This is a genomic window from Streptomyces sp. NPDC007025, assembly GCF_042869455.1.
Classification (GTDB): Bacteria; Actinomycetota; Actinomycetes; order Streptomycetales; family Streptomycetaceae; genus Streptomyces.
In genome coordinates, this window is record NZ_JBIAFT010000018.1 from 83,669 (window position 1) to 97,775 (window position 14,107).

Annotated in this window: 11 protein-coding genes and 1 pseudogene; 6 read left to right on the forward strand and 6 right to left on the reverse strand. The window is 72.5% G+C overall.

Annotated elements, in window-relative coordinates:
- Nucleotides 1–11 precede the first annotated feature (11 nt).
- Nucleotides 12–542: a GNAT family N-acetyltransferase gene (locus ACFYMO_RS29060; protein ID WP_366771298.1), complete on the forward strand. Its 531-nt coding sequence runs from the start codon at nucleotides 12–14 to the stop codon at nucleotides 540–542.
- Between the two features lie 116 nt (nucleotides 543–658).
- Here the strand turns inward: ACFYMO_RS29060 and ACFYMO_RS29065 are convergent, their stop codons facing one another.
- On the reverse strand, nucleotides 659–1,108 hold the full coding sequence (locus tag ACFYMO_RS29065; RefSeq protein WP_388550130.1) for a DoxX family protein: 450 nt from the start codon (nucleotides 1,106–1,108) through the stop codon (nucleotides 659–661).
- 772 nt (nucleotides 1,109–1,880) lie between these two features.
- Between ACFYMO_RS29065 and ACFYMO_RS29070 the strand changes: the two genes are divergently transcribed.
- A complete protein-coding gene (locus ACFYMO_RS29070) occupies nucleotides 1,881–2,231 on the forward strand; it encodes a SpoIIE family protein phosphatase (RefSeq protein ID WP_388550219.1) in 351 nt (116 codons plus the stop codon).
- Here the strand turns inward: ACFYMO_RS29070 and ACFYMO_RS29075 are convergent.
- The 3 genes from ACFYMO_RS29075 to ACFYMO_RS29085 all read right to left on the reverse strand — a co-directional run bounded on the left by ACFYMO_RS29075 (nucleotide 2,119) and on the right by ACFYMO_RS29085 (nucleotide 5,089).
- The gene (locus ACFYMO_RS29075) at nucleotides 2,119–2,937 is read right to left on the reverse strand and encodes an alpha/beta fold hydrolase (RefSeq protein ID WP_388550133.1); all 819 of its coding nucleotides are present in this window, start codon (nucleotides 2,935–2,937) and stop codon (nucleotides 2,119–2,121) included. The genes ACFYMO_RS29070 and ACFYMO_RS29075 overlap by 113 nt on opposite strands.
- Before the next feature lie 311 nt (nucleotides 2,938–3,248).
- Nucleotides 3,249–3,722, reverse strand: a complete 474-nt coding sequence (locus ACFYMO_RS29080) for a diadenosine tetraphosphate hydrolase (RefSeq protein WP_366771295.1) — start codon at nucleotides 3,720–3,722, stop codon at nucleotides 3,249–3,251.
- A gap of 80 nt (nucleotides 3,723–3,802) precedes the next feature.
- Nucleotides 3,803–5,089: a pentapeptide repeat-containing protein gene (locus ACFYMO_RS29085; protein WP_388550222.1), complete on the reverse strand. Its 1,287-nt coding sequence runs from the start codon at nucleotides 5,087–5,089 to the stop codon at nucleotides 3,803–3,805.
- Between the two features lie 961 nt (nucleotides 5,090–6,050).
- Here ACFYMO_RS29085 and ACFYMO_RS29090 point away from each other — a divergent pair.
- The 3 genes and pseudogenes from ACFYMO_RS29090 to ACFYMO_RS29100 all read left to right on the forward strand — a co-directional run bounded on the left by ACFYMO_RS29090 (nucleotide 6,051) and on the right by ACFYMO_RS29100 (nucleotide 9,893).
- Entirely contained in the window at nucleotides 6,051–7,511 is a 1,461-nt protein-coding gene (locus ACFYMO_RS29090) for a Glu/Leu/Phe/Val dehydrogenase dimerization domain-containing protein (RefSeq protein ID WP_366771293.1), read from the forward strand.
- 286 nt (nucleotides 7,512–7,797) lie between these two features.
- Nucleotides 7,798–9,132 (forward strand): MFS transporter, encoded by a 1,335-nt coding sequence (locus ACFYMO_RS29095; protein WP_388550137.1) that lies wholly within the window; start codon nucleotides 7,798–7,800, stop codon nucleotides 9,130–9,132.
- A gap of 225 nt (nucleotides 9,133–9,357) precedes the next feature.
- Nucleotides 9,358–9,893: pseudogene (locus ACFYMO_RS29100) on the forward strand (hypothetical protein).
- A gap of 165 nt (nucleotides 9,894–10,058) precedes the next feature.
- On the opposite strand, the gene ACFYMO_RS29105 reads toward ACFYMO_RS29100, so the two are convergent.
- Both ACFYMO_RS29105 and ACFYMO_RS29110 read right to left on the reverse strand, forming a co-directional pair.
- On the reverse strand, nucleotides 10,059–11,333 hold the full coding sequence (locus ACFYMO_RS29105; RefSeq protein ID WP_366771290.1) for an FAD-dependent oxidoreductase: 1,275 nt from the start codon (nucleotides 11,331–11,333) through the stop codon (nucleotides 10,059–10,061).
- A gap of 97 nt (nucleotides 11,334–11,430) precedes the next feature.
- On the reverse strand, nucleotides 11,431–12,681 hold the full coding sequence (locus ACFYMO_RS29110; RefSeq protein WP_366771289.1) for a M24 family metallopeptidase: 1,251 nt from the start codon (nucleotides 12,679–12,681) through the stop codon (nucleotides 11,431–11,433).
- 363 nt (nucleotides 12,682–13,044) lie between these two features.
- Here ACFYMO_RS29110 and ACFYMO_RS29115 point away from each other — a divergent pair, with 363 nt between their 5' ends.
- Entirely contained in the window at nucleotides 13,045–14,061 is a 1,017-nt protein-coding gene (locus tag ACFYMO_RS29115) for a LysR substrate-binding domain-containing protein (RefSeq protein ID WP_366771288.1), read from the forward strand.
- The last annotated feature ends 46 nt before the right edge of the window (nucleotides 14,062–14,107 follow it).

Here is a 14,107-nt window from a genome sequence, read left to right on the forward strand (position 1 = left end):
ATACTGCGGTGATGGACCCGGTGACTCTCGAGACGGACCGGCTGACGCTGCGTCCTTTCGTGTCCGCCGACGTGGACGCGTTGTACGAGGCGTGCCAGGACGAGGACATCCAGTACTTCACGCCGGTTCCGGTGCCGTTCCGGCGTGCGGACGCGCAGCAGCGCATAGCCGAGGACCTCCCTGCCGGCTGGGCCGAGGACCGGAACTACACCCTCGGCGCGTTCCGCAAGGACACCGGCGACCTGGTGGGGTCGTACTGCCTGTTCCTCGTCAGTCAGGGGGTCTGGGAACTCGGCTACTGGGCGGTCGACGACCAGCGCGGGCGCGGCTATTCGGTGGAAGCCGCCCGGTCGCTGTGCGAGTGGGGCTGGGCCGCTCTGGACGTGCACCGTATCGAGTGGTGGGCCATGGTCGGCAACGCCGGCTCGCGTGCCGTCGCCGAGAAGCTCGGCTTCACCGTCGAGGGGACCTTGCGCAATCGCAGCATCGCCAATGACGGCAAGCCGCACGACTGGTGGGTCGGCGGCCTGTTGCGGCCCTGAGAGCCCATTCAGCTGAGAGTCCGCCCGGTTCCGCTGCGGGGCCGGGCGCCCATGGAGGCCCGCGGCTGCCCAGGCGTGCGGCGTCCGGGCAGCCGCGGGTGTCGTGGGGGCCGGTATCAGGCGGGGACGGCCTGCCGGTCCAGTTCGCGGGTGCGGGAACGCGAGGAGGAGCGCAGCGAGCCCAGTGCCAGAGCGCCTGGCCCGGTGAAGACGAGCAGCAGGAGCGCCCAGCAGAACATCGCCGAGGCTTCCCCTTCGTTCTGCAGGGGGAAGAGGCCCCTGGGCTGGTGGACGGCGAAGTAGGCGTAGGCCATCGAGCCGGACGAGACGAAGGCCGCTGTCCTGGTCCCCGCGCCCACCAGGACCAGCAGGCCCCCGGCGAACTGGATCACTGCCGCGTACCAGCCGGGCCAGGCACCCACCGGCACGGTGCCGCCTTTCGCACCGCCGAGCACCCCGAAGAGCGACGCGGCTCCGTGGCAGAGGAAGAGCAGGCCGACGACGATCCGGAACAGTCCGGTCGCGTAGGGGCGTGCCTGGTCCAGTCGAGCGGTGAGGGAGGACATGGGGGTTCCTTCCGTGGGGGGATGGGCACCGCCGCGCCTCTCGCCCCGACTCGGCCCGGATGGAACGTCTTTGCGTGGGAGGGGTGATCGACGGACCGGGCCGGGCCGACGGGGTCCGCAGCGGTGGGGCCGGTCGGAGGGGAGGGGCGGCGGTGGAGGACGCTGTTCCGCGTGCAGGGCGCCGGGCTCGGACACGCATCCTGTACTTGGTCTAGACCATGCCCGAGTCGACGGAAGCGGTCAAGATGCTCGAGGACCGCTTAAGACTCGGTTAAGAACCGGTCGAGACACCCGCGGCGGACCACCCCGGGCGGAACGCGTCCAGGTCCGGCGGCCCCGGTGGGGAATACTGTGGCAGGCCCCGGCCGGAAGCCCCTCGCGCAGGCGGAGAACAGGCTGCGCCGCATGACATACGAGCGGTGAGCGAGGGCGCGTAGCGCACCACGGTGCTGCGACGTACCGCTGTGTCGGCACATGCCACATCCCGCGTCGGTACGCGGACCCGCCTCTGCCCAGGGGAGCACAGCGTCAGCCGCGACCTGCACGAGCTCACCGACACCGACGGCGGCGGCGAGGAGGCCTTCATCACCGCGGCCCTCGTGGAGCTCCCCCATGCCGCTACCGTGGTCAGGCTGGTCAACTGCGGTCATCCCCCCACCCCTCCTGCTGCGCGGCGGGAGCGTCACACCTCTCCTGCCGAAGTGGAAGAAGCCCCCTCGTCTCCTCCGCCTACCGGGCCGGCACCTTCCCGACGGAGGAGAACGACCTGCTGCTGTACACGGACGGCGTCATCGAGTCGCGGGACGAGGCAGGGGCCTGCTGTCCGCTGACCGAGCGGCTCACCCGCTGGGTGGGAGAGGACCCCGGCACGCTGGTACGACCGCTGAAGGGGGATCTGCTCGCGCACGGCGGCGGCAGCCTCGGCGACGATGCCGCCGTGGTCGCGCCGCAACGCACCCCGAAGCCGGCGGACTCCTTGACGCTCCGCCGCCCGCCCTTTCCGGGGCGGGTCAGCTCTCGGCGGTCTCCGCCGTGCCGGGCGCGGTGCGGGATGCCGCGCGCCGGATGGGCATCATCGTCTCCACCGCGTCCCGTGCGAGATGGTTCAGGATCAGCCGGTTGACCGAGGCCGGCTGCTCCACCGGCACCAGATGGGAGGCCCCGGGGACCACCGCCAGTTGACCCGCCGGAAGCGCCCGGTACAGCGCGACCGTGTGCTCCAGCGTCATCATGTCGTCGTCACCGGCCACCACGAGGGTGGGCGCCGTGACGCGCGCCAGATCGGCCGCGGTCAGTGACGGCTGGGTGCGCCACATGTGGATGACCTTCCGCGCCACCACCGGCCAGTGTCCGGCGCCCTCGGGTGTGACGGCCTCGTACAGCTCGCGGAAGAACGCCAGGTCCACTCCCTCCGGGCGCAGCGCGTCCACGAGCGCCGGTTCGACGAAAGACTCCGGGGAAGGACGGAAGTTGGCCCCGATCAGCACCGCTCTGCGGACCAGGTCGGGGCGGGCCATCGCGACGAGCAGCGCCACGACACCGCCGTCGCTCCAGCCGACCAGCTGCGCCGGACCGCCGACCACCGTCTCCAGGAAGGCCACCGTGTCCTCGGCCATGTCCTGGTACGAGAGCGGCCCCTCGACGTCGGGGGTGTGTCCGTGGGCGCGCCGCTCGGGAAGGAAGAGGCGGTAGTGCGCGGCGAGTTCGGCGCGCTGACCGCCCCACGTCGCGTTCGTGCACAGCCCACCGTGCAGCAGGAGCAGCGGATCGCCGCTCCCCTCGGTCTCGTACCACATCCTGATACCGGGAAGGTCCGCGTAGTCGCCCAACGTCCCACCTCTTCCGCTGCCGTCGTCGCGAACCCGTCCCCGGCCCGGTTCCCGCTCGGCACCGCGGACACCCGGGAGAGCTGAGCGCCGTGCGGAGCCGGCCGCACCGCCCCTGCCGCCGGGCCGCCGTCCTCGTGCTCCCGCACCGGCCCCGGCGCCCCGCCCATTGCTCTCCCCGGCGGCGCCGGCGGCCGATCCGCCCCGCGGGGAACTCGACCCGAACGGGCGAAGCCCCGGCGGCAGCGGCCGCACCGCCCGGGCTGCGCCGGTGGGAACACACCCTCACGCGTCCGGCCCGGCCCGCGGCGGGATCAGGGGTCCAGCCGGTCCAGCTCGCTTCCGATCGCCTCCCGCAGCGGGTCGTGCTGCGGTCCGAGCCGGAACTCCCACGCGCTCCACCGCTCGCGCGGGTAGCGCCACACGGGACCTCCCACGAGGTCGGCCGGTTCCCAGTCGTACCGGGGCCACACGTGCGCGTGCAGAAACGGGTCCGTGTTCCCCAGGATCTCCAGGTTCACCCTGCGGAACGCCGGGTCGAGCCGCCGGCAGGCGCGCTCCACCGCCTCGCCGAGCCGGTCCATGCCGGACAGGAACGAGAGCCGCTTCGCCTTCGGCAGGTCCGACAGCCGCCCCACCTCCGGGTCGTCCACGAGCAGCAGCGCGTAGCCCGGCAGGAACTGCACATCTCCGATCACGGCGAACCCCGGGGCCAATCGCCGCAGCACAGCGGGGTTCTCCCCGCGCAGCGCGCTCCCGATCCGATCGGCCCGCCAGTCGACTGTCATCGCCACCTCCGCTCTCTCGCCGGTGAGGATACCGCCGCCGCTTCCGGGGCCACGGCGGCGGAGTGTGCGGAACCGCGCGTTCACGATCGCGTCGGCGCGGAGTGCCAGCTGTCCGGCAGGCGCACGCCGTCGGGCGGCGGCGCGCCGTTCGACGGCACCAGCCCTGGCGGAGCCGCGCCCTGCGCCTGGACGAAGCCGACCGCGCCACCGGTAAACGTCGCACGGGTGAAGTCGGCGCCGCCGTCCGCGAAGCGCGCGCCGGTGAAGGTCACGGCCCCGGCCGAGAACTCCGCGCTGCCGATGTCGACGGCGTTTCCGGCGAATCCGGCACGGTCGAAGTCGACGGCGGCGCCGCAGAAGCGGGCGCCGTGGAAGCTGACCGTGCCGCGGAAGCTGCCGGGGCCGCCGGAGAACCGCGCCCCGCGGAAGCTGACCGCCCCGTCGGCGAAGTGCGCGCCCTTGAAGGAGACCGTGCCGCCGGTGAAGAGCGCGGCGCCGAAGCCGACGGTGCCGCCGCAGAACCGGGCGCCCTCGAAGCTGACGCGGCCACCGGAGAAGTGCGCACCGTTGAAGTCCGTGGCGCCGCCCGTGAACCGGGTGCCGGTGAAGGTCACCGTACTGCCGCAGAACCGGGCACCGTTGAGCACCACCGCTCCGTGGAAGACCGCGTCGTCGAAGCTGACCGTGCCGCCGGAGAACTGCGCGTGGTCGAGGGAGCCGCCGTCGAGGAGGGCGCCGGTGAAGTCGAAGTCGTAGCCCTGCCAGGAGTGCGGGTGGTCACCCGGGAGGCGCAGGCGGTCGCGGACGAGCCGGAGCACGGTACGGCGGACCTCGTGCAGGCCCGGGTGCCTCCGGCTGCCGGGCACCTCCGTCCCCTCCGGGTGCTCCCCGGAGGGGTAGGGCAGCCGGAGGTAGGCGCACAGCACGTCGATGCAGGTCTGCCGCCGTGACCGGTCCGGGGCGTCGTCCGCCAGACCCGCAAGGGCGTGCACACCCCCCAGGCGGACCGCGGCGGATTCCTCACCGAGCTGACCGACCGCGCCGGTGAAGCGTTCGGTGTGCAGACGGGTGGCGTCCCGGCGGGCACCGTCCTCGTCGACCCGCTGGCGCCGGTAGGCCACGACCAGGGCGACGAGCGCCCCGGACCCGGCCACCACTCCGAAGGAGAGCTTCACCAGTTCGAAGACCGTCTTCGAGGTCAGCCGCCGCTCGCGCTCGATTCCCCGGGCGCCGAGCAGGTCCCACCCGGTGAAGAACACCGCGGCGGCCACGACCAGCGAGGCGAGGAAGGTCAGGGTGAGTACGGAGCCGACCGGCCACAGGCGCAGGCCGCCGCGGCCCTCCGGGGGCCTGGACTGTCGTGACATCACACCGCACAAGCTTCGCTCACCCGCCCGGTCCGCGACACCGGTTTCGCCCAGATCCGCAACGCCCCGCGCCCGCTCCCGGCGCCGCGGCCGGCCTCCACGACGCGGTCGCCGCCCTCCCTCCTCCCGGGGGTGCCCGGTCAACCGGATACGTGGTGGTCGGAAAACCGGAACGCTCCCGGGTGCACGGGACTCGTAGTTTTCCGGAAACAGCACGGTGACAGGCCGATGCTCTCATGGCAAGGCAGGGGCCGAGTGACTCTTTCCGCCCTGCGGAAGGAGGGGCCGCGGAATCCGGCGAGGCGGTTGCGGAGGGCGAGAGGGCGGACCGGCTGTTCCGGTGGCCAAGGGATGGAGAGTGCGAATGATAAAGCTCCTGAGCGGTATCGGGCAAACACGAGCGGAGTCCGTTCGGGCCGGGCGGAAAGCACCGGCACGTATTCCGCCCCGGAGTCCGTCCCGCGCCCGGAATCGGGGGTGCCGGACGGCCCGCCGGCGGGCCGTCCGGGCGGGGGTGGCGAGCGGGGGGCGACGGGCCCCGGCCGCCTCGGTGCGCCGACGCCGGCGTCACGTCCCAACGCCCCCTCGACCAGGGGGGCTTCACCCGTTCGGGCCAATCGCGCCGGGGTGGTCACGCGGGCGCCGGAGCCGCCTCCAGAGACACCTTGACAAGGGGTGATCCCGACCTCACAGTGGTCGCTACGTACAACGCAACCGGATGCGTTCTCTGCGTACATCCGTCCCCTCCCTTTTCTGGGGATCACTGAAGAACACCCTGCGGGTGTCATTCGGCCTGCCCGAATAAACCCGCACGACCGTCGCACGTATTGCTGCCCGCCCGATCGGTGGAACAGGACCGTGCGACCCCTCATGTGCGTTAGCGGATTTCTGCCCGCTGGGCGGTGATGCCTGAAAGCTCGCACATAAAAGCCTGGATAGTTAACGGAAGGGTGAGTGCCACATGACACAGAACGCTGTCGACACGCCGCTGCAGGCTGCCGAGCATGATCCCTTTCTGCAGGTCATGTGGCGAGATTCGGAAACCACCGCGCGGGGCTATGTCGTGATCGACCAGCTGGTGTCCGGCATCGCCACCGGAGGCCTGCGCATGCGGCCGGGATGCACGCTCGACGAGGTCGGCGCGCTCGCCCGGGAGATGACGCTCAAGATGGGGGCATTCGGCATCCCGGTCGGCGGTGCCAAGGGCGGCATCGACTTCGACTCCGCCGACCCCCGCGCCGACGGGGTGCGGGAGCGGTTCCTCCAGGGCGTGCGGCCGCTGCTGGAACGCTTCTGGGTGACGGCCGGGGACCTCGGGACCCAGCAGGACGAGCTCGACAGCGCCTTCGCGCGGGTCGGCCTCGGAGACACTTCCTTCCACGCCGCCATGGTCCGGGCCCCGGACGAGGAGGAAGCGCGGGAGCGCGTCCGGCAGGCTTTCGCAACCCGGACGGACGGCCTGAAGCTCTCGGAGCTGGTCGGCGGCTTCGGAGTGGCGGAGGCGGCGCTGGCGGCGCTGGAGCACCGCGGCATCCCCGCTTCGTCCGCTCGCGCCGTCGTCCAGGGCTTCGGCACGATGGGCGGGGCCACGGCGCTCTACCTGGCGCGCGCCGGAGTCAAGATCGTCGGTGTCACCGACGCCCAGGGGCTGGTCCGCAACCCCTCGCGCGGCGTCGATGTCGAAGGTCTGCTGAGCGCGCGCAGCACCAGCGGGGTGATCGACCGCTCCGCGCTGCGCGACGACGACGAGGTGTGCCCCGGTGACGCGTGGCTGGACCAGGAGGTCGACGTCCTGGTCCCGGCCGCCGTCTCCTACGTGATCACCGAGGAGAACTGCCACCGCGTCACTGCCGAGCTCGTGGTGGAGGCCGCGAACGTACCCACCACCCCCGAAGCCGAACAGCTCCTGAAGGAGCGGGGTGTCGGCGTGGTGCCCGACTTCATCGCGAACACCGGTGCCGCCGCCGGAGCCTGGTGGGTCATCCTGGGCGACGTGGTCAGCCCCAGCGGAGCCTGCGGCCGACTGGCCTCTCAGATCCGGCCGCTGGTCCGCGAACTGATGATCCTGGCGGACGAGACCGGAATGTCGATGCGCGCCGCCGGGGTCCGGCTCGCGAAGCAGAACTCGCAGCGGATGATCGGTGAGTGCGGGGCGGCGGTGGCCTTCCGCGACCTGTTCGACCGCACGGACCGGGACCAGCAGCTGCCGGACGCACACACCGGTTCGGCGCCCGGGTCCGCGCCGGCGCCGGGCCCCGGGGCCGTCACCGACGTCGTCGCGGCGGCCCCGCCGAACGGGGTGGCTCCGATCGTGGCCGAGCTGGAGCCGGACGCCGGTCTCAGGGAGACCGGGCGGCAGCCCGCCGCCGCCTTCCCCGCCTACTGGCCGGGCACGTCCGACGAGCCCCCCGCGCGTCACTGAGAAGTCTCGCGCCTGTGCGGGTGCCTGCGGTCGGGAAGCCCCGGCCGCAGGCATCTCCCGTTCTGCCACGACGCGGCACCGGCACTCCGGTGCCACCACGGTGAACCGAGCTGACCGCCCCCGCTGGTCGGCGGCGGTCCGGAGGCCGGACCGTCCCCCCTTCCCCCCAGGCGCGTCGGGCCCAGGGTGACCGGATGCCGGGACGCGGCGGAGATGCAGGAATGGAGGCGCGGCGGAGTCCGGTTACCCGGTGCGCAAGGCAAGCGCACCGGAAGGATGGCGAGCGATGACGCGGGTGAGTGAACAGTCGCAGGACGCGGCCGGCGGGCCGCAGCCCGACCGGCCTGGCGAAGGGCGCGACGGTCCGCCCCGGCGCACCGGGCGCCAGTTGGTCGCCGCCTCGGTCGGCAACGGCGTCGAGTGGTACGACTGGTTCGCGTACTCCTTCCTCGCCACCTACATCGCCGACGAGATCTTCCCCGAGGGCACGGGCAGTTCACTGGTCCCCCTGCTCTCCACCTTCGCCGTCTTCGCCGTCGGCTTCTTCATGCGGCCCGTGGGCGGCCTCCTGCTGGGATCGGTGGCTGACCGGTCCGGGCGGCGGGCCGCGCTGACGCTGACCATTCTGCTGATGGGCGGCAGCAGCCTGCTGGTCGCGGTCACGCCCACCTACGCGTCCGCCGGGGTGCTGGCCCCGGTGGTGCTGGTGGTCGCGCGCCTGCTGCAAGGGCTCTCCGTGGGCGGTGAGTTCGCCGCCTCGACGACTTTCCTGGTGGAGTCGGCCGGCCCCGGCCGACGGGGGCTGTTCTCCAGTTTCCAGTATGTGTCGACGACCGCGGGCCAGTTGGTCGCCAGCGGCGTCGCCGCGCTGCTCGTCTCCACCATGAGCGACGGGCAGATGCACCAGTGGGGCTGGCGGGTGCCGTTCCTGTTCGGGGCACTGCTGAGCCTGGCCGGATTCTGGGTGCGGCGCGGGGCGCGGGAGACGCGGAGCGGGCAGCAGGCCGGGGCACCGCGCCCCGGGCTCTTCGATGCGCTGCGTCTGCACCCCCGCGAATCCCTCCTCATCGTGGGGATCACGGCCGGCGGGACGATCGCCTACTACGTGTGGACGGCCTACCTGCCCACGTACGCGGAGGTCAACGCCGGTCTCGACAAGAGCGACGCACTGATGTCCGGCACGATCTCGCTGGTCTTCTTCATGCTGCTCCAGCCGCTGGGCGGGATGCTGTCGGACCGGATCGGCCGCAAACCGCTGCTGCTGGCCTTCGCGATCGGCTTCGCCGTACTGTGCGTGCCGCTGCTGCGCGCGGTCGGTGACTCGTTCGCCTCATTGCTGCTGATCCAGTGCACCGGCATGGTGCTGCTCACCGGCTACACCTCGATCGCCGCGGCGGTGAACGCGGAGATCTTTCCCGCCCGGGTGCGGGCCACCGGCATCGGATTCCCGTACTCGCTGGCGGTGGCGCTCTTCGGCGGCACCGCGCCCTACGTCGGCACCCTGTTCGAGGACTTGGAAATTCCCGACGCCTTCCCGTGGTACGTGGCGGCGCTGTGCCTGTTGTCCGCGCTGGTCTATCTGCGGCTGCCGGAACGGTCCGGGGAGGAACTGGAGCGCTGACCCGGGGAGCCCTCCCGCGTCCCCTGACCCCGTACGCCGCGACAGGCAGCAGGCAGCAGGCAGCAGGCAGCAGGCAGCAGGCAGCAGGCAGCAGGAGCGGGCCCGGCCGCGCGCACCGTCCGCCGAATCGCGAGGCTCTTCCCGGGATTCGGCGGACCGGCCCACCGTAGAGCGGCTACCGTACGCTTACGGCCCGCTCCACACGGTCATCCGACGAGGAAGTCTGTGCCCTCGCCCTGCGATCCCCAGCACGCGCCCGCCGGTGACGTGGGCGCAGTGCTCATGATGATCGACTCCCAGCTCAAGGCCGTCTACGACGAGAACACCCGGCCCGACGCCGAACGGCGGCGGCTGGACCGGCAGTTCGCGGCCTCGCTCGGACCCGGCGGCACCGACGACGTGCTCGACGGCGCGTGCACGCTCATCTACCTGTTCATGCGGTGGCTGCGACTCGCCTACGAGGACCACGACAAGGACGTCATCGAGTGCGTGGTGCCGAACCTGGTCGCCTCGCTGCGCATGATGCCCAGGAGCGTCCGCCCGGAAGTCGTCCCCACCATGGCCGGCCTGCTCGTCGCCGCCGGTACCGGGCTGAGCCCCAGCCTGTGGCGTCAGCGGTTCGGAGAGTGGCGGCGGGAGGAGCTGAATTCCCTGGAGGCCACCGCCTTTCTGCTCGCCGAGCTCATCAACCGGATCACCGACGACCGTGACTCGCCACCCGCATGATCGCCGAGGCGCTGACCAGTGCGGACGAGAGCTGACGTGCCATCATTCGTGCTGCGGAGGCGGCCCGCCGCAAGCGGCATGCGTACGACACGGCGACCCACGCCGCGCATGACCTGGTGCCGGAAGGTGCCCGGGCGCGGCACTTCGCGGCGCCGGAGCGCCCCGGACGCACCGGCGCCCCGCCGACGGCGGAACGCCGCTCAGCGCAGCGGGTCGAGTCGGCGCAGCAGCGGCGGCACCTCACCGCCGGTCATGGCGTCGGCGAGCAGCCGCCCGGTGAGCGGCCCGAGCACCATGCCCCACATACCGTGCCCGCCGGAGACCTGCACCCGGGGCGAACGGCTCGCCCCGACCAGCGGCAGCCCGTCCGCGGTGCACGGCCGGGACCCCACCCACTCCTCGCGGCGGTCCTCCCAGTCCACATCGCGGAACATCGGCCGGGCCGACTCGACGATGGTGCGCACCCGCCGCGGATCGAGCGGCGCGTCGGGCGCGCGGAACTCCATGGTGCCGGTGACCCGGAAGCGGTCGCCCAGCGGATTGCACGCGATCCGCTGGCCCGACAGATAGATCGGATGCGTCGGCATCGCCCGCGGCCGCACCGTGAAGCTGTACCCGCGCCCTGCCTGCACCCGCATCCGGACCCCGAACGGCCGGGCCAGGGCGTCGAGCCACGCACCGCAGGCGAGTACGACCGCGTCGGCCCGCACCGTCTCCGCGACCGCGGAGACGGGAGAACGAACCAGCTCCACACCTGCCCTGCCCCGGTCACGGATCCTGGCCACCGAGCAGCCCTCGACGATGTCCCCGCCCCGCCTGCGGACATCCTCCGCGAGGGTGCGCAGGAACGCGGGCGGGTTGATGAAACGCTGCCCGTGCACCATCAGCCCCAGCCGGACTTCGTCACTGAGCACGGGCTCGAGCGCGCGCAGCTCCGCACCGGAGACGGCCTCGAACCGAGCCTCGTCCCCTCCGGTCGCGCTCATGTGCGCGAACTCCTCCAGTACATGTGCGCGGTCCTGCTGGTTCCGGCAGGCGATGACCAGCGGATCGGCGTCCTTCACGGGGGCGTGCACGCCGCCCTCGACGAGCTGCTCGTACGCCGCGAGGCAGCCGCGGTTGAGTTCGTTGAACACCGCCATCGTGCGCCGCCACCGCCGTGCCGTGCAGTTGCGCGCGAACGAGAGGAGGAAGGCCCACAGGTGACGGTCGACCGCCGGCGGCACGGACACCGGCGAGTCCCGGTCGAAGAGGGAGGCGATGCCGTAGCGCAGCACGGACGGCTCCGGGAGCGGCACGGTGAACGCGGGATTCAGCATGCCCGCGTTCCCCCACGAGGATCCCGCGGCCACTCCTCCGCGGTCCAGCACGGTCACCCGCACCCCGCGTTCCTGGAGGAACCAGGCGGCGGAGAGCCCGGCCATGCCCGCCCCGACGACGGCGACGTGTTCGGGTGCGGTGTGCGTTGTGTTCACGGTCACCTCGAAGAATCCGGAGAAGCAATGCGGTTGCCGAACCCGTCGGCCGGGCCGCCGCCCGGCGGCACCGGCCCGAGCGGGACGGGATCCGGTCTCATACCTCGATGACGTCCGCCGGGCCGTGGGTGAGCACGCGCGTGCCGTGCTCCTCGACCACGAACGTCTGGCTCAGTCCGACCCCTGACGTGCCGAAGGAGCGGAAGGAGCCGGGAATGTGGAACGTCATGCCGCTCACCAGAGGCTCGTGATTGTCCGGGGTGAGATAGAAGGGGGCGCCGTCCATCCAGTGCGGCTTGTGCGCCAGGCCGACGGGATAGCCGAAGAGCTGGTGGAACATGACGTCGTCCGGGAGCGGCCCCAGCGCCTTGCCGGCCTGGACGGCGACCTGCGCGGCGGTGACGCCGTCCGCTGCGGTCTCCAGCACGGCGGCGACGGCCGTGCGGGCCAGCTCCGCCAGCCGTCGGTCCGCCGCGTCCAGCGCTCCGTCCCGCACGACCGTGCGCATCACAGGCGCGTGGTAGCGGTCCCGGGTCCCGGCGAACTCCAGGAAGGTGGGCCCGCTGCCCAGCTCCCGGCCCACCCAACTGGAGTGCGGAATGCCGCCGCGCCGCCCGGTGGCGACGACCGGCCCCCAGGCCGAGGGCGAGTCCGCCTCGCGGTACAGCGCCTCGGCGATCGCCGCGGCCACCGAGGAGTCGGTCGCTCCGTGGGCGCCGGTGGCGGCCACCCCCGCCGCCACGCCCCGCTGGGTCACCGCGGCCGCCTCCTCCATCCGGCGCAGCTCGGCGGGGGAGAGCACCAGGCGGGCGCGCTCGACCAGATGGTCCGGGTGCACGACCACCAGTCCCTGCTCGCGCAGCAGCTCCAGCGCGCGCGGGGGCGTGGAGGCGTGGCCGACCTCGACACCCACCCGCGCGCCCCGGGGGAGCACCCTGGCCGCGTGCCGGATGAAGAGTTCCAGGCCGCGCAGCGCGTCCGCGTAGCCGCAGTAGTGGAGGCTGCCGGCCACCGAACTGGCCAGCGCCCTGCCGACCTCCAGGTCGGGCAGGTAGAGATGGGTCTCGGAGCCGGTGACCAGCAGCGGCTGCGGAGCTGTCTCCGCCGTGTGGAAGCCGCACAGATACTCCACGCTGGAGGGCCGGAAGACCAGCATCGCGTCCAGCGGCAGCCGCTCCATACGGCCGCGCAGCTCCCGCAGCCGCGCCGCGTACTCCGCCTCGTCGAAGGCGGGGCCCTCCGTCGCCCGGATCGACGCGGCGTTCTCCTCGGTGAGCCAGCCCGGCGACGGGGCGTTGCCCAACCGGGTGACGTCGGGTCCGTGTCCGCCGTGTTCCGTGGTGCCCATGTGCCCCTCTTCTCTTCCTGACGGAGGAATGTCGGTGACCGTTCGGCAGCCGTGCCCCGCCCGCCGCTGTCGTGTGACACGGCGGCCCCGGGGCGTGCGGCTGCCCGTGCCGGGTGTTTCGTCGTACCCGCCCGGTGCGGGGGAGCGCACCGGCCGGGTACCACGGCTTCCGGTGCCCCGCTGCCACCGCCGGGGCGGCGCGGGCGGGAGCAGGCGCGGGAGCGGAGCAGGGTGGTGTGTGAGATCGGTCTGCTGCGGCGGGGTCCGCCCGACAGGAGGGCTTTCGCCGTGCACGCAGTCTCGTGCACCGCGTTCTTTCACGTCCATCGGGAAAACCTTCAGCGATCTCATTAGGTTTGGTTAATGGAACTCTCGCTGAACCGGTTGCGCATGCTCCGGGAGCTGTCCCGGCGCGGCACCCTCACCGAGGCGGCGGCCGCGCTCCACTACACGCCCTCTGCCGTCTCCCAGCAGTTGGCCGCGCTGGAGCGGGAGGTGTGTGTGCCGCTGCTGGAACACGTCGGGCGCCGCGTCCGGCTGACGGAGATCGGGCGCGTGCTGGCGCAGCACGCGGAGGAGATCCTGGCCGCCGAGGAGCGCGCCCGGATCGCGCTCGAACAGGCGCGGGAAACCCTCACCGCCGAACTGACCGTGGGCGTACTGGCGACTCTCGCCGGAACCCTCGTGCCGCCCACGCTGGCCACCCTCGCCGAACGCCACCCCGGAGTGCACGTCAGGACGCGGGAGGTCGTACCGGAGGAGACTCAGGCCGCCGTACGGGACGGTGACCTCGACCTGGCGTTCGTACTGGACTATCCCACCGCCCCCGGCTCCGGCGCCCTGGACGGCGCGCTGGAGAGCACTCTGGTCGGCGTGGAGCAGCTCTACCTCGTCGCCCCGCACGGCGCCCTGAGCACACCGGCGGCCCCCGGCGCATCCGCCGAGGAGCCGCCCGCGACTGCCGCACCGCCGCGGTCCGCGGCCCGGGACAGCGCGGCCCCGGGCGCCCCCGTGGACCTCGCTGATCTGGCCGGCAGCTCCTGGGTCGCCTCCGGGACCGACACCGAGTTCGGACGGGCCCTGTGCGCGGTGTGCCGGACGGCAGGCTTCACCCCGCGGATCGCGCATCAGATCGACGAGCAGGCCACGGCCATGGCGATGGTGGCGACGGGCCTCGGTATCACCCTGGTCGCCGAACTCGCGTTGCCACTGCGGCCGGCGAACGTCGACGTCTTCCCCTTCCGGGACCCGATCAGGCGCCGCATCACCGTCATCCGGCGGACCTCGACCAGAGACCGCCCCTCCGAACTGGCCTTCGTCCGCGCCGCCCTGGACACGGCAGCCGCGCTCCGGCTGCTGGAGGATCCGGACGGTCGCTGAGAGACGGGCCGCGCCGCGCCACCGATGCCGGGCTCCGGATGCGTCG

Bases quoted from the DNA above. Each gene is read 5' to 3' on its own strand.
- ACFYMO_RS29110 (WP_366771289.1), bottom strand. From the start codon at position 12,681: ATGGGCACCACGGAACACGGCGGACACGGACCCGACGTCACCCGGTTG.
- ACFYMO_RS29095 (WP_388550137.1), top strand. From the start codon at position 7,798: ATGACGCGGGTGAGTGAACAGTCGCAGGACGCGGCCGGCGGGCCGCAG.
- ACFYMO_RS29065 (WP_388550130.1), bottom strand. From the start codon at position 1,108: ATGTCCTCCCTCACCGCTCGACTGGACCAGGCACGCCCCTACGCGACC.
- ACFYMO_RS29090 (WP_366771293.1), top strand. From the start codon at position 6,051: ATGACACAGAACGCTGTCGACACGCCGCTGCAGGCTGCCGAGCATGAT.
- ACFYMO_RS29085 (WP_388550222.1), bottom strand. From the start codon at position 5,089: ATGTCACGACAGTCCAGGCCCCCGGAGGGCCGCGGCGGCCTGCGCCTG.
- ACFYMO_RS29115 (WP_366771288.1), top strand. From the start codon at position 13,045: ATGGAACTCTCGCTGAACCGGTTGCGCATGCTCCGGGAGCTGTCCCGG.
- ACFYMO_RS29080 (WP_366771295.1), bottom strand. From the start codon at position 3,722: ATGACAGTCGACTGGCGGGCCGATCGGATCGGGAGCGCGCTGCGCGGG.
- ACFYMO_RS29060 (WP_366771298.1), top strand. From the start codon at position 12: ATGGACCCGGTGACTCTCGAGACGGACCGGCTGACGCTGCGTCCTTTC.